13 protein-coding genes are annotated in these 13,829 nt (G+C 66.5%); 4 read left to right on the plus strand and 9 right to left on the minus strand.

The genetic code is table 11. From position 1 onward, the window contains the following. Window position 1: 1 nt before the first annotated feature. The 7 genes from pgi to LZA78_RS13880 all read right to left on the minus strand — a co-directional run bounded on the left by pgi (window position 2) and on the right by LZA78_RS13880 (window position 6,761). Window positions 2-1,609: a glucose-6-phosphate isomerase gene (gene pgi, locus LZA78_RS13850; RefSeq protein ID WP_233677512.1), complete on the minus strand. Its 1,608-nt coding sequence runs from the start codon at window positions 1,607-1,609 to the stop codon at window positions 2-4. Window position 1,610: 1 nt separating this feature from the next. Next, the gene (gene pgl, locus LZA78_RS13855; protein ID WP_233677513.1) at window positions 1,611-2,282 is read right to left on the minus strand and encodes a 6-phosphogluconolactonase; all 672 of its coding nucleotides are present in this window, start codon (window positions 2,280-2,282) and stop codon (window positions 1,611-1,613) included. Continuing rightward, a complete protein-coding gene (gene zwf / locus LZA78_RS13860) occupies window positions 2,279-3,754 on the minus strand; it encodes a glucose-6-phosphate dehydrogenase (protein WP_233677514.1) in 1,476 nt (491 codons plus the stop codon). The genes pgl and zwf overlap by 4 nt, the downstream gene beginning before the upstream one ends. A gap of 109 nt (window positions 3,755-3,863) precedes the next feature. Further along, window positions 3,864-4,361, minus strand: coding sequence for a DUF2478 domain-containing protein (locus LZA78_RS13865; RefSeq protein ID WP_233677515.1), 498 nt, complete (start codon window positions 4,359-4,361; stop codon window positions 3,864-3,866). Window positions 4,362-4,363: 2 nt separating this feature from the next. After that, window positions 4,364-4,903 carry an RSP_2648 family PIN domain-containing protein gene (locus LZA78_RS13870; RefSeq protein WP_233677516.1) on the minus strand — a complete coding sequence of 180 codons (540 nt, stop codon included), beginning with the start codon at window positions 4,901-4,903 and terminating at the stop codon, window positions 4,364-4,366. Beyond that, on the minus strand, window positions 4,903-6,108 hold the full coding sequence (locus LZA78_RS13875; protein WP_233677517.1) for an RSP_2647 family RNA methyltransferase: 1,206 nt from the start codon (window positions 6,106-6,108) through the stop codon (window positions 4,903-4,905). Before LZA78_RS13875 ends, LZA78_RS13870 begins: the two co-directional genes overlap by 1 nt. 71 nt (window positions 6,109-6,179) lie before the next feature. Further along, window positions 6,180-6,761, minus strand: a complete 582-nt coding sequence (locus tag LZA78_RS13880; protein ID WP_233677518.1) for a DUF6778 family protein — start codon at window positions 6,759-6,761, stop codon at window positions 6,180-6,182. Window positions 6,762-7,011: 250 nt separating this feature from the next. Here LZA78_RS13880 and edd point away from each other — a divergent pair, with 250 nt between their 5' ends. Then, window positions 7,012-8,832, plus strand: coding sequence for a phosphogluconate dehydratase (gene edd, locus LZA78_RS13885; protein ID WP_233677519.1), 1,821 nt, complete (start codon window positions 7,012-7,014; stop codon window positions 8,830-8,832). Window positions 8,833-8,856: 24 nt separating this feature from the next. Then, on the plus strand, window positions 8,857-9,498 hold the full coding sequence (eda, locus tag LZA78_RS13890) for a bifunctional 4-hydroxy-2-oxoglutarate aldolase/2-dehydro-3-deoxy-phosphogluconate aldolase (protein ID WP_233677520.1): 642 nt from the start codon (window positions 8,857-8,859) through the stop codon (window positions 9,496-9,498). On the opposite strand, the gene LZA78_RS13895 is transcribed toward eda, so the two are convergent. Further along, on the minus strand, window positions 9,495-9,764 hold the full coding sequence (locus LZA78_RS13895) for a hypothetical protein (protein ID WP_233677521.1): 270 nt from the start codon (window positions 9,762-9,764) through the stop codon (window positions 9,495-9,497). The genes eda and LZA78_RS13895 overlap by 4 nt on opposite strands. A gap of 19 nt (window positions 9,765-9,783) precedes the next feature. Continuing rightward, the gene (glnE, locus tag LZA78_RS13900) at window positions 9,784-12,555 is read right to left on the minus strand and encodes a bifunctional [glutamate--ammonia ligase]-adenylyl-L-tyrosine phosphorylase/[glutamate--ammonia-ligase] adenylyltransferase (RefSeq protein WP_233677522.1); all 2,772 of its coding nucleotides are present in this window, start codon (window positions 12,553-12,555) and stop codon (window positions 9,784-9,786) included. A 93-nt stretch (window positions 12,556-12,648) separates the two neighbouring features. Here glnE and LZA78_RS13905 point away from each other — a divergent pair, with 93 nt between their 5' ends. Continuing rightward, complete coding sequence (locus LZA78_RS13905; protein WP_233677523.1) at window positions 12,649-13,116, plus strand: YbaK/EbsC family protein; 468 nt, start codon at window positions 12,649-12,651, stop codon at window positions 13,114-13,116. A 110-nt stretch (window positions 13,117-13,226) separates the two neighbouring features. Then, on the plus strand, window positions 13,227-13,679 hold the full coding sequence (locus LZA78_RS13910; protein WP_233677524.1) for a DUF2852 domain-containing protein: 453 nt from the start codon (window positions 13,227-13,229) through the stop codon (window positions 13,677-13,679). Window positions 13,680-13,829 lie beyond the last annotated feature (150 nt).

Here is a 13,829-nt window from a genome sequence, read left to right on the forward strand (position 1 = left end):
GTCAGCCCCGCAGCGCGCGCACCCGTGCTGCCAGCGCAAGTGTCGAGCCATCCTTGCCCGCACCATCCGAGGTGCCCTCAAGCACCGGGGCCAGCGCAAGCGCCAGTTCCTTGCCCAGCTCTACCCCCCACTGGTCAAAGCTGTTGATCCCGAGGATCACGCCCTCGACGAACACGCGGTGCTCATAGAGCGCGACGATCCCGCCAAAGACCTCGGGCGTCAGCTTGGGATAAAGCAACGTGGTCGAGGGGCGCGAGCCGGGGAAGACCCGGTGGCGGGCCTGGCGTTCCAGTTCGGCGCCGGTTAGCCCCTTCTTGCGCATGATCTCGGTCGCCTCGGCAAGGCTGCGGCCACGCATCAGCGCCTCGGACTGGGCAAGGCAGTTGGCCGCAAGCAGCAGGTGCTGATGCGCCAGATCGGGTTCATGCCCCTCTGCCGCCAGCATGAATTCGCAGGGAATAACGCGGGTGCCCTGGTGGATCAGCTGATAGAAAGCGTGCTGCCCGTTCGTGCCGGGCTCACCCCAGACCACCGGCCCCGAGTGATAGGGCAGTTCCGCGCCATCCATGCTGACGCGCTTGCCGTTCGATTCCATCTCAAGCTGTTGCAGATAGGCCGGCAGGCGCGATAGCCGCTGGTCGTAAGGCAGCACCGCGCGCGTCGCATAGCCGCAGAACTGGTTGTGCCAGATCCCGACCAGCGCGAGCAGCACCGGCAGGTTCTGCACAAGCGGGGCTGCGCGGAAATGCGCGTCCATCGCTGCCGCGCCGCGCAGCATCGCGTCGAACTGCTCGGGGCCGATGGCCAGCATCAGCGACAGCCCGATCGGCCCCCACATCGAGTAGCGCCCGCCGACCCAATCCTCAAATCCGAAGACCCGCGCGGGGTGGATGCCGAAAGCGGCGGTCTTGTCGCTAGCGGTGCTGAGCGCCGCGAATTGCGCCGCGGGGTCTTTGACCGTCTGCGCCATCCAGCGCCGCGCCGTCTCGGCATTGGTCATGGTCTCAATGGTAGTGAAGGTCTTCGAGGCCACGATGACCAGCGTCGTTTCCGGGTTCAGCCCCTTGAGCGTGTCGTGGATATGCGCGCCATCGACGTTCGAAACAAAATGACAGCGCGGCCCGTCATGATAGGGCGCAAGCGCCAGCGTGGCCATCGCGGGCCCCAGGTCCGAGCCGCCGATGCCGATATTCACAACATCGGTGATCGCACCACCCTGCCCGGCAAAGCGCCCATCGCGCACGTCGCGGGCAAAGCCGACCATGCGCGCATGGGTCTTGCGCACCTTCGGCATGACGTCCTCGCCATCGACGCAGACCGGGTGGCTGAGGTTGCGCAGCGCGGTATGCAGCACCGCGCGCCCCTCGGTTTCATTGATCTTGGCGCCGGAGAACATCGCCTCGCGCTTGGAAGCGAGATCGGCGCCCTCAGCCAGGCGAACCAGCAGATCCAGCGCGGTCGCGTCGATATTCGTCTTGGAGTAATCAAACGCAAACGGGCCGGATTCACAGGTGAATTCGGCCGCTCGATTTCCATTTTCGAACAATTCCGCGATGCGACGCGTTGTCACGGCCTCGGCACGGGTCAGCAGCTCGGTCCAAATCGTCATGTTATTCAGCCCAGTGAACAGTGGCGTTTTTGAGGACACAGCGCACGGGGGCCTCTTCCTCTGGAAGGGTGACCGCGCGCTCAATCGCGGCGCGTTTCTCGGCGCCGGTGATCAGAATGTGGATATGCATTGCGTCGCGCAGGACCGGGGCGGTCAGGGTAATGCGCGGCTCGCCCGCGGCTTCGGCGCGCAACGCCATGACCGCAGGGGCGGCATCGGAAAGCGCCTCGGCCAGCCGGTCGGCGCCGGGAAAAAGGCTCGCTGTATGCATATCCGCCCCCATCCCGAGCAGCAAAACCGTGATCGGCAGCGCCGGGGCGATCCCCTCGGCCAGTTCCGCAAGCTTGTCTTCGGGCTTCGTCGCGGGGGCATAAAGCGGCACGAGCTGCGCAGCGGCGGCCCGCCCGGTCAGCAGGCGTTCGCGCAGCAGCCGGGTGTTCGAGCGCGGGCTGTTTTCATCCACCCACCGCTCATCATTGAGCAACACCGAAACGCGTCCCCAATCCAGATCCAGCCCCGAGAGGATGTCGAAGACCGGTCCCGGCGTCGTGCCACCGGGAACCGACAGGGTGGCCCGCCCGTCAACCTCCAGCGCGCGCCGCAGCTCGCCCGCGATCTGATCGGCCAGATCGAGCATCAGCAGGTCGCGGTCCGGATAGGCCTTGAAGTTCATTCGCGGATCTCCCGCCAGCGGCGTCCGTCGCGGTGCATCAGCATCAGCGCATCCTCGGGTCCCGACGAGCCCGCATCGTAACCCTGCGGACGGTCGCCCCGCGCGGTCCACCCCTCGATGATCGGATCGGTCCAGGCCCATGCCGCCTCGACCTCGTCGCCGCGCATGAACAGCGTCTGGTTGCCGCGGATGACATCCATGATCAGCCGCTCATAGGCGTCGGGGATATCCGCCCCGTCCTCGCCCAACGCCTCGGCAAAGGACATGTCGAGCGGCACCTGCACCAGGCGCATCCCGCCCGGCCCCGGCTCCTTGATCATCATCTTGAGGTTCATGCCCTCGTTCGGCTGAAGGCGGATCACCAGGACATTCTCGCGCCAGGTTTCGTCCGCCTCGTCGAAGATCGAATGCGGCGGTTCCTTGAATGTGATCGCGATTTCCGAGGTGCGCGCCCGCAACCGCTTGCCGGTGCGCAGGTAGAAAGGCGTGCCCTTCCAGCGCCAGTTCGCGACATGCACCCGCAGCGCGATGTAGCTTTCGGTCCGGCTGTCGGGGTTCTCTGCATCCTCCAGATACCCCGGCTGGTGTCCCTTTCCATCGTCAGAACGGTGCGCAAGGTATTGTCCGCGCACGATATCCGCCGCCAAGACGGGCTGCAGCGCGCGGATGACCTTGAGCTTTTCATCCCGCACAGCATCCGGGTCGAAATGGTAGGGCGGCTCCATCGCGATCAGGCACAGAAGCTGCATGAGGTGGTTTTGCACCATGTCCCGCATCGCGCCGGACTTGTCGTAATACGAGCCCCGCCCACCGACACCGACCGTCTCGGCGACGGTGATCTGGACGTGATCGACGAATTGCGCGTTCCAGAGCGGCTCGAACAGGATATTGGCAAAGCGCACCGCCATCAGGTTCTGCACCGTCTCCTTACCCAGGTAATGATCGATGCGGTAAATCTGCGTTTCGTCAAAATGCTCGGCCAGCGTGGCGTTCAGTGCCTTGGCCGAAGCCAGATCGCGCCCGAAGGGCTTTTCGACCACGATGCGCGCCTCGGCGGCCGCGATCCCAAAGGCGTGCAGGCGTTCGGCCAGCGGCCCGAACAGCGCCGGCGCGACCGAGAAATAGAACGCATTGATCAACTGGGGTCGCACAAGTGCCTTGAGCGTAGTCCAGCCGCCCTCGCCCATCGCGTCGATCGGGACATATTCAAGGATGCCCAGAAACGCCTCGATCTGCGCCGCGTCGCGTTTGCCCGCGCCCACATGCTCATCAATCGCCGCGCGCGCATGGGCGCGAAATGCGGCCGTGTCCATCTCGGTGCGCGCGGCACCGATGATGCGTGCGCCCTCGGGGATCTGCCCGGCAAAGAACCTCCGGTAGAGGCCCGGCAGGATCTTGCGGTTGGCCAGATCGCCGGTGGCGCCGAAGACCACCAGATCGAAGGGATCCACCGGAATGACACGCGAAACCATTGGGCTCTCCGTTGCAGGAACTGTTAGCGCTAACGTGCGCCTTCTAGCCGCTTGACGCCCAGAAGTCTAGCCCGCGATCCGTCTCGGGCCAAGTTCTTGCCCGGTGCGATCAAGAGGATACTTTCACGAAATCTGCAAGCTGCTGAATTTCTGGCCGAAGTTCTTCCGCCAATCCGTCCGAGAATGCCTCGAACGCGTCGCGGGTTTCGGGCGGCACCGAGATCAGAACGCGCAAGCCTCGGGCCAGACCAAGACCGATCAGGTCACGACAGCCGCGCCCGGCGGCCTCTTGCTTGCCGAATTTGTTCAGGATCAGCGCGGCGCCCTCCGGAGCATGCTCGATCGCGCGGGCTGTTGCGGCAACGGCTTCCTCCAGCGCGCCCGCGTCAAGTGTGCAGGCATCCGCCCCCGGCCCGAGGTCTTGCGAAATCGCGCGGACCTCCTCGGCGGGAAGCAGGCGCAGGTGCATCTCGCAGGGGCGCGCGGCGGGCGTATCGGCGCGGACCATCGCCACCAGCGGCGCCCCCTCGGCGCGCAACTGTTCAGCCAGATCGGCCAGCAACCGATCCGCCCCGCCCTTCTCCGTAACCGAGATGAAGCCCAGCATGTTCAACTCAACACCTTCCCCAGACGCGGCAGCTTCGCGCGTTTGAGCAGCGGCCGCAACGGCTGGGGCACGCCCGAAAGCCGTTCGGCCTCGGCACGCACGGCCTCGACCACGGTTTCGATGCCCTCGGGGCGCTCGGACCATAGCTCCCACAGGAAGCCGTCGGGGTCGCGGCGCGTCAGGCCCTCGGCGGCAAGCACGTTGCGCGGGAAATCCACAGCGTTGAAGGTGCAGATCGCATCGGCATGGCCCGAGATCGCGGCCGCGAGCACGTGGATATCGTTTTCATCCGGCAGATGGAGGCGTGCCTCGACGCCGGGGCGCGGTGCCACGCAGGCCTTGGGGAACTCGGCGCGCAACAGCGCAATCTGTCCGCGCGCGATGGCCTCATCGGCCGGGCTGAAGCGCGCGGCGGCGCGGGCCCATTCCTCCAGGATACGGTCCGACCAGAGTGGCGTGTAATACCCCGCCCGCGCCACACCGATCAGGATCTCGCGCAGGACGGTGGGCAATAGCACACAGGCGTCGAGTAGCACCTTCATCAGTCGAGCCGGAAGAACAACGACTTGAGATAGCCCGATTCGGCCAGTTGCGGCAGCATCGGGTGGTCCGGCCCCGCGTAGCCCGTGTGGATCAGCTGCGAGCGGCGCCCGCCCTTGCCGATCCCGCGCGCCGAGGCGGCACGGAATTGCACCAAATCGGCGGCGTGCGAGCAGGAGCACAGTACTAGGTACCCGCCCGGCGCGACCAGCTGCGCCGCAAGCCGCGCGACGCGCTCATAGGCCCGCAGCCCGGCCTGAAGCGCCTGCTTCGAGGGCGCAAAGGCGGGCGGATCACAGATCACCACATCGAAGGTCTCACCCTCGGCGCCAAGGGCTTCAAGCGTGGCGAAGGCATCGCCCTGACGGGTTGAGAAACGCGCACCGCCGCCCATGGCCTCCGCCCCCTGACGCGCCAGATCCAGCGCCGCGGCCGAGGCATCGACGGACAGCGCCGACTGCGCCCCACCGGCAAGGCAGGCCAGCGCGAAACCGCCGACGTGGCTGAACACATCGAGCACCCGCGCACCTTTCGCCAGACGCGCCGCGAAAGCGTGGTTCGGGCGCTGGTCGAAAAACAGCCCCGTTTTCTGCCCGCCGATCACATCGGCCATGTAGATCGCGCCGTTCATCGGCACCGGGATCGGCCCGGAAACCTCGCCGTTCAGAACCAGCGTTTCCTCGGGCAGCCCCTCAAGGCCCCGCGCGCGGCCCGAGCCGTTCTTGATGACCGTTTTCACGCCCGCAACCTCGGTCAGTGCCGAGGCAAGATCGTCGATCATCATTTCTGCCCAAGCGGCGTTGGGCTGGACCACAGCGACATCGCCGAAGCGGTCGATGATGACGCCGGGCAGACCGTCGGCCTCGGCATGGACCAGCCGGTAGAAGGGCGCGTCGAACAGGCGCTCGCGCAGTGCCTGCGCATGGGCCAGCCGGTCGATCAGCCAGTCGCGGTCGATCACCGCCTCGGGGTTGCGGTCAAGAACACGTGCGATGATCTTCGAGTTTGGATTGACCGTGACCGTCGCCAGCGGGCGCCGCTCGGCATCCTCCAGCGTCGCGATGGTGCCGGGCGCCATGGACTGGGTGCGCCGGTCGGTCACCAGCTCGTCGCCATAGACCCAGGGAAAGCCGTGACGGATGGCGCGCGCTTCGGCCTTGGGGCGCAGACGGACAACGGGGCGCGGGCGGGCGGTGGTTTCGGTCATCGGTTGGCTCCGGCTAGAGGGGCGTTTCCGCCTCCTCTACCCGGTTCGCGGCCCCGCGAAAAGCCCGAGCCCTACGCGCCGGGCGCCAGCGGGCGGCTCAGGTGCCGCTCGATTGCCTCGGTGATTAGCCGGGTCACCACGACCTTCTGCGTCTGACCGCGCGCTTCATTGTCGGCGGCCTGCTGACCCCAAGCTGCGGGCTCAATGATATTGATGCGCTCGGCGGGGCGCAGCTCGACCCCGCTCGTGGCGTCGCGCAGGGCAAGGTCGAACGAGATGCTGTAGTTGCCGCCATAGCCGTAGCGCGCCTTCTCGGTCAAGGCATGGAACCCGCGCACGTCGATGACCAGAATGACCGGCGCCCCCGTCTGCATCTGCCACGACAAATCGGCCACCACCGCATTGAAGATCGTCGAGATCTGGTCGTAACGATCCCCCGGAGGATCGCCGCGCCAGACGATATCGGCCCAGGGGTAGATCTGGTTCTCTTCGGACACGGTCAGCGCCCGTGACACGCGCACTTCGGCCCTGCGGATATCGTATGCGGGGCGGGTTTCCGTGCCCGTCCTGGCGTGGATCTGGTTCTCGGCCGGGGGCAGGCGCAGCAAGCCAAAGGGGGCGCCGTCCGTACAGGCGGACGTCAACACAAGCATGGCGCCGAATGCTAAACTGTTGATACCTTTCATCGAACGGTCCCTTTGAATTTCGGCGTTCTGTTAACATTCCCTTGCGCGGGTGGCCAAAAAGAATATTCAGTTTCGTGCAATTTGCCGCAGCGGTGACGCAAACGGCACCCACTGCCCGCCAGTTTTCGGCTTTGAGAGTTGCATTGTTAGCGCTAACTGTGTAGAGAGCCGACAGATTGCGCCGAGACCGGCGACTAGCAAGGACTCGTCTAAAGCCATGACCAAGCGCCCCGCACCGCTCAATGACACCCTCGCCCGCGTGACCGATCGCATTCGGGAGCGTTCGGCGGGGCAGCGGGGCGAGTACCTTGCGCGCATCCGCGAGGCGGCAAGCGCCGGCCCCGTGCGGGCACACCTGAGCTGCGGCAACCAAGCCCACGCCTATGCGGCGATGGAGCGTGACAAGCCCGCGCTGGCCGAGGGGCGCGCGGCCAATATCGGGATCGTGACGGCCTATAACGACATGCTCTCGGCGCATCAGCCCTATGAAAGCTACCCGCGCCTGATCAAGGACAGCCTGCGCAAGCTTGGCGTGACCGCGCAGGTCGCGGGCGGCGTTCCGGCCATGTGCGATGGTGTCACGCAGGGCCAGCCGGGGATGGAGCTGAGCCTCTTCTCGCGCGATGTGATCGCGCTGGCGGCGGGGATCTCGCTGAGCCACAACACCTTTGACGCGGCGCTTTATCTGGGGGTCTGCGACAAGATCGTGCCGGGGCTGATCATGGCGGCGGCCACGTTCGGGCATATCCCCGCGGTCTTCGTGCCTGCCGGGCCAATGACCTCGGGCCTGCCGAACGACGAAAAGGCCAAGGTGCGCCAGCAATTCGCCACCGGCGAGGTCGGGCGCGACAAGCTGATGGAGGCCGAGATGGCCTCCTATCACGGGCCGGGCACCTGCACCTTCTACGGCACCGCGAATACCAACCAGATGCTGATGGAATTCATGGGCCTGCACCTGCCCGGGTCTAGCTTCGTGAACCCAAACACGCCCCTGCGCGAGGCGCTCACGGTTCAGGCCGCCCGCCGCGCCGCCGAAATCACCGCGCTTGGCAATGACTACCGCCCCGCGGGCGAGATCCTTGATGAGCGCGCCTTCGTGAACGGCCTTGTCGGACTGATGGCCACCGGCGGATCGACCAACCTCGTGCTGCACCTGCCCGCCATGGCGCGCGCCGCCGGGATCGTGCTGGATCTGGCTGATTTCGACGACATCTCGGCCGTGGTGCCGCTGATGGCCAAGGTCTATCCGAACGGTCTGGCCGACGTGAACCACTTCCATGCCGCGGGCGGGCTGCAATTCCTGATCCGAGAGCTTCTTGGCGCGGGATTGCTGCATGCCGATGCCAAGACCGTCGCGGGCGACGGGCTTGAGGCCTATACCCGCGAGCCGAAGCTTATTGACGGCAAGCTCGACTGGGCCGAGGGTCCAGGCGAGACGCTCAATGACAAGATCGTGCGCCCCGCCACCAACCCGTTCCAGCCTCAGGGTGGCCTGCGCCAGCTTTCGGGCAACCTCGGGCGCGGGGTCATCAAGATCTCGGCCGTGGCGCCCGAACATCACCTGATCGAGGCCCCGGTGCGCATCTTCCACAACCAGGAAGACGTCCGCGCGGCCTTTAAACGCGACGAGTTCACCTCGGATACCGTGGTCGTCGTGCGCTTCCAGGGCCCGCAGGCAAACGGAATGCCCGAGCTGCACTCGCTCACCCCGACACTGTCGGTCTTGCAGGGGCGCGGTCTCAAGGTCGCACTGGTGACCGACGGGCGCATGTCGGGGGCCTCGGGCAAGGTGCCCGCCGCGATTCATGTCAGCCCCGAGGCGGCCTGCGGCGGCCCGCTGGCCAAGCTGCGCGACGGCGACATCGTGCGTCTCGATGCGGAAAAAGGTGTACTGACCTGCCTTGCCGCCGATTTTGACAGCCGCACCCCGGTCTCCGCAGATCTGTCGCACAATGCCCATGGCCTTGGGCGCGAGCTGTTCGCCGCCTTCCGTCGCAATGTCGGCCCCGCCACCGATGGCGCGGCCGTGATCGTCTGATTTCAAGCCCACGAGAGGGACACCATGACCCCCGCCGAACAATCCGCCGCCGCCCGCAAGATCTGTGCGCTCGCTCCGATCGTCCCGGTGATCGTCGTCAAGGAGTTGGGCCATGCCGCCCCGCTCGCCCGCGCGCTGGTGGCCGGCGGGCTGCCCGCGCTTGAGGTCACTCTGCGCACACCCTGCGCGCTTGATGCGATCCGCGCCATGTCCGAGGTCGAGGGCGGCGTGGTTGGAGCGGGAACGCTGATTACCCCGGCCGACGTCAAGGCCGCCAAGGCCGCGGGCGCAAAGTTCGGCGTCTCGCCCGGTGCGACCGAGCGCCTCGTGAAAGCCTGTGAGGACGAAGGCCTGCCGCTGCTTCCCGGTGCCGTCACCGCCTCCGAGGTGATGCGCGCGATGGAATGGGGCTTTGACGTGCTCAAGTTCTTCCCCGCCGCCACCTCGGGCGGAGCGCCCGCGATCAAGGCGCTTGGCGGGCCGCTGCCGCAGATCAGCTTCTGCCCGACGGGCGGCATCAGCCTGCAAAACGCCAATGATTACCTTAGCTTGCCGAACGTGCTTTGCGCAGGCGGATCGTGGGTTGCGCCAAACGACAAGGTCGAGAATGGCGATTGGGCCGGGATCGAAGCCCTCGCCCGCGAAGCCGCCGCCCTGCCGCGCTAGGCGCCAAAGCGCGCGGCACGCCCGCCGCGCCGCCCGGCGCCACCCGGCGGGTGCGTCAGCCCCTCGGTCAGAACCTTGCTCATCGGATGTTCAGCATCGGCGCCATAGGTTGCCAGAACCGTACGCATGGCGTCGAACGGTTCCAGCCCCGGAGCGAGGCTCAGCGCCCAATCCATGAAGATCGAGCGGCATTCGGACAGGGTGATCCCCTCGATCCGGTAGCTTTCACGGATCAGCCCTTTCGGGTCCGCAAGGTTCAAATCCATGACTTTCCTCGCCATTTTGTCACCCTAGCGCCGCCTCGACGATAGCGGCTACCTCAGAGGTGGTGCGTTCGAGCCGTTCGGCAAGGGCCTCAAGTCTATCGACACCAACCTCGCGTAGCAGGAAAGACTGCCCGCCCTCGCCGATGGCCTCCATGTCGAGCGGCTTGTCGGTGAGCAACCGCCCCCCCGCCTGAAGCCGCCACAGGAAGCGATAGGCCGAGGCAAGGCGCTCGCCGTCCTCCTTGCTGATCAGACCGCGCCTCGGGCCGATGCGCAACTGCGGCTCGACCCGTCGCGCGGGATCCCCGCCCCGCAGGGCAAAGCTTTGGGCCAGCAGTTCGATATCCTGCAACCGGCCTGGGCCGATCTTGGCCTCCCACGCACCGTCGGGGGCCTTGGCGGCAAAGATGCGCGCGCGCATCTCGGCCAGGTCGGGCATCACCTTCGGATCGCTGCCCTTCGCGGCCAGAACAGCGACGCGCACCGCCTCGACATCCGCCGCAAGCCCCGGATCGCCCGCCACCGGGCGCGCGCGGGTCAGCGCCAGATGCTCCCAGGTCCAGGCCTCATCCATCTGATACGACCGGAAGCTTTCGATCGAGGTTGCGACCGGCCCCTGCCGACCCGAGGGGCGCAGACGCATGTCCACCTCGTAAAGCCGCCCCTCGGGCATCTGTGCGGTCAGCGCGGTGATCAGGGCTTGCGTCAGGCGCGCATAATAGGGGCGCGTCGCCAGGGGCTTGCGCCCTTCCGACATCTCGACCCCCTGGGGGTCATAGATCACGATCAGATCGAGATCCGAAGAGGCGTTCAACCGCTCGGCCCCAAGCGAGCCCATCCCCAGCACCACGGCCCCGCGTCCGGGCGGCGGGCCATGCTTGGCCGCGAATTCGGCCTGCACCTCGGGCCAGAGCGCGGCCACCGCGGCGCTTGCAATATCGGCATATTGCTTGGCCGCTTCGCCCGCATCGACCAGCCCGCGCAGGTGATGCACGCCGACACGGAACTTGAACTCCTTGGCCCAACGCCGCGCGGTATCTAGCTTTTTCTCGTAATCTGGCGCCGCGGCGAGGGCCTCGCGCAGGTTCTGCAGCACCCCGTCGGGGCCGGGCCATGGCTCGAAGAATGAACCGCCAAGCACCGCATCCAGCACGCCCGCGTTGCGCGACAGATGCGCGGCCAACGCCGGGGCGGTAGTGCAGATATCGACGATCAACTCGATCAGCTGCGGGTTGGCATCGAACAGCGAAAACAGCTGAACGCCCGCAGGCAGGCCACGCAGGAACCCGTCGAACTGGCGCAGCGCCCCTTCGGGGTTCGCGGCGCGTTGCAGGCGGCGCAGCAGCTCGGGCTCGACCCGGCGGAAGATCCCCCGCGCGCGCTCCGAACGCAGGCAGGCGTAGCTGCGCCAGCCCTCGACAATCGCGGCGGCCGAAGCCGAAAGTTCAGGACGCGCGGCAGCCTCGCCCGGGGCGAAGAAGGCGCCGGTCAGTTCCTCGACGCGCTGCAAGCGTTCGACCAGATGCGCCGACCATTTGGCCGGATCGCCCTCGCCCATCATCGCGGCGATCCGCGCCAGCCCCTCGGGACTGTTGGGCAGAAGCTGGGTCTGCGCGTCGTTCACCATCTGGATGCGATGCTCGATGTCGCGATGCTCGCGGTAATGTTCGATCAGTTCCTCGGCAACGGCCGGCGGCACCCAGTCCTTCGCGGCCAGACGGCGCAACCCGCCAACGGTCGTGCGGTCGCGCAGTTCCGGGTCGCGCCCGCCCGCGATCAGCTGACGGGTTTGGGTGAAGAATTCGATCTCGCGGATGCCGCCCTGCCCCAGTTTCATGTTGTGGCCGGGCAAGGTGATCGGCCCGTGCAGGCCCTTATGCTCGCGGATGCGAAGACGCATGTCATGGGCGTCCTGAATGGCCGCGAAATCGAGGTGCTTGCGCCAGACGAAGGGGGTCAGCGTCTGCAAGAACCGCTCCCCCGCGCCGATATCGCCCGCGCAGGCGCGCGCCTTGATATAGGCCGCGCGCTCCCACGTCCGGCCCTCGGCCTCGTAATACAGCTCGGCCGAGGCCATTGAGATGCAGACCGGCGTCACACTTGCGTCGGGGCGTAGGCGCAGGTCGGTGCGGAAGACATAGCCCTCGCCGGTGATATCCGAGAGCATCGCCGCCATCTTGCGGGTTACGCGGATGAAGGCCGCGCGGGCCTCCATCACGTCCGCTGGGTCATAGCGGGTCTGATCGAAGAGGCAGATGAGGTCGATATCCGAGGAGTAGTTCAGCTCCCCCGCGCCCATCTTGCCCATGGCCAGCGCCACCATCCCTGCCCCGGTCTCGGCATCCTGCGGCGCGGCTCCGGGGATCTTGTTGCGGCGGATCTCATCGGCGACCAGCCGGGTGATGGCCAGATTCACCGCGTGGTCGGCCAGATCGGTCAGCGCACCGGTCACCTGCTCGAGCGTCCAGACGCCCCCTAAATCGGCAAGCCCGGTCAGAAGGGCGATGCGCCGCTTGGCCCGGCGCAACTCATCAGCCAGCGCATCCAGCGGCACCTCGCCGATTCGGATTAACTCTCCCGCCAAGGCGGTCTCAGGCGTGTCGCCCAGCGCCGCGCGCAACCAGTCCGCTTCGCGCGTCAGCAGCCCGGCGAGGAAGGGCGAACAGCCCGCCGTGCCAGCGACGAGGGCGCGCATTTCGGGGGGAAGGTCGGTGAATTGTCCTGCCACATCGGCGCCGCGCTCGGGCTCGAAGGGGATGGGACAGCGGGTCAGACGCGATGCGAAATTCATGGCGTCAGACTACTGTTCGGCTCGGGCGGGTCAATGGGCTTCCCTTGGCCACGCGCGCCCCCTACAGCTGGGGCAAAGCGGAAGGACAAGGCCATGAGCAAATCTTTGAAACGGGTCGAGAGCGCCCTGCTGGAGACGGGTGTGAGCTTCGAGATTCTCGAGGTAGGCCAAGCGCGCACCGCGCAGGAGGCCGCCGGCGCGGCGGGTTGCGCGGTCGATCAGATCGTCAAGTCGATCATCTTCCGCGGCGAGGAAAGTGGCCATGTCGCGCTCTTCCTGACCGCAGGCGGCAACCGGGTCTGCGCCGATAAGGCCAGCGCGGTCGCGCGCCAGCCGCTTGGCAAGGCTGATGCCGCCCTTATCCGCGCCGAGACCGGCTTTGCCATCGGGGGCGTCTCGCCCGTCGGACATCTGAGTCCGGTCGCCAGTTATTACGACCCGCGCCTGCTGGCGTTTGATCGGGTCTGGGCCGCGGCGGGCACTCCGCGCCATATCTTCGCGATAGACCCGCGTGAATTGCTGCGCATCACCGGCGCGACGCTTGCGGATTTCGTCGAATAGCTCCCTAGGAAGAAAATGTAAAAAAGATTTACATGCGCTCTTGAACGGGGCGCGGGATCTCCCATTTCATGAAATGTGAAAGCAGTTCACATACCAACCCGGAGGTTCTCATGTCCGCCTACGCCTATTCCCCCGCTCCTGCCCGCCCCGGCTGGATCGTCCGCGCGCTGAACTGGCTCGACGAACGCGGCCCGATTTCTTGGGTCGTGGTGATGGTCGGCTCGTTCATCTTCGGCGGCCCGCTCGGTTTGCTGGTGCTTGGCTTCATCCTGATCACCGGCCGCTTCGGCAAGGGCTGCCGCCGCAACCACGCCCGCCGCGCCTGTGGCTTCGACATCCACGCCAGCCGTGTCACCGGCAACAGCGCCTTCGACGCCTACAAGGCCGAAACGCTGGCCCGGCTTGAGCGCGAGCAGGATGAATTCGAAGCCTTCCTTGGCCGCCTGCGCGAGGCCCGCGACAAGGCCGAATTCGACCAGTACATGGACGAACGCGCCCACGCCGCCGCCGAGCAGCCCGAGGACGGCCCCGCCGAGCCGCCCAAAGCGCCCGGCGCCTACTAAGCCCTGAACGGCGGCATTTTGCCGCCGCATCTCCCCCCTCCCCCGGCCCGGCTTGAAAAAGCCGGGTTTTGGCACAGATCGGCTCAGAGGAAATGCTTGGCGCCCACCGCCGAACTTGCTAGCCTTCTCTCGTATTAACGCCGAACGCCA

The sequence above is a fragment of the Rhodobacter flavimaris genome, assembly GCF_021378075.1.
GTDB lineage: Bacteria > Pseudomonadota > Alphaproteobacteria > Rhodobacterales > Rhodobacteraceae > Rhodobacter > Rhodobacter flavimaris.